The sequence below is a fragment of the Desulfocastanea catecholica genome (assembly GCF_054657295.1).
This window is the reverse complement of sequence record NZ_BAAHYZ010000173.1, coordinates 1-285: the sequence shown is the minus strand read 5'-3', so window position 1 is coordinate 285 and position 285 is coordinate 1. Positions and strand designations below refer to the sequence as shown.

Below are 285 nucleotides of genomic sequence, written 5' to 3'. Positions count from 1 at the left end.
TCGATCACCCCGCACACCAAGTTCAAGTGCGAGTGCTATATTCTCGGCAAAGATGAGGGTGGTCGTCATACCCCGTTTTTCAATGGCTACCGTCCGCAGTTTTATTTCCGAACCACTGATGTTACCGGAGTTGTCACTCTGGCCGAGGGAGTGGAGATGGTTATGCCGGGCGACAATATCAGCGCTTCCGTAGAGTTGATTACGCCGATTGCCATGGATGTCGGTCTGCGTTTTGCCATCCGTGAGGGTGGACGTACTGTTGGTGCCGGCGTCATCAGTGAAATT

At 53.0% G+C, this 285-nt stretch carries 1 protein-coding gene; it reads left to right on the top strand.

The features are described from left to right. Window positions 1-285 (top strand): EF-Tu C-terminal domain-related protein (locus tag ACYQ8U_RS23400; RefSeq protein WP_459947951.1); only part of this gene is annotated, 285 nt, incomplete at both ends.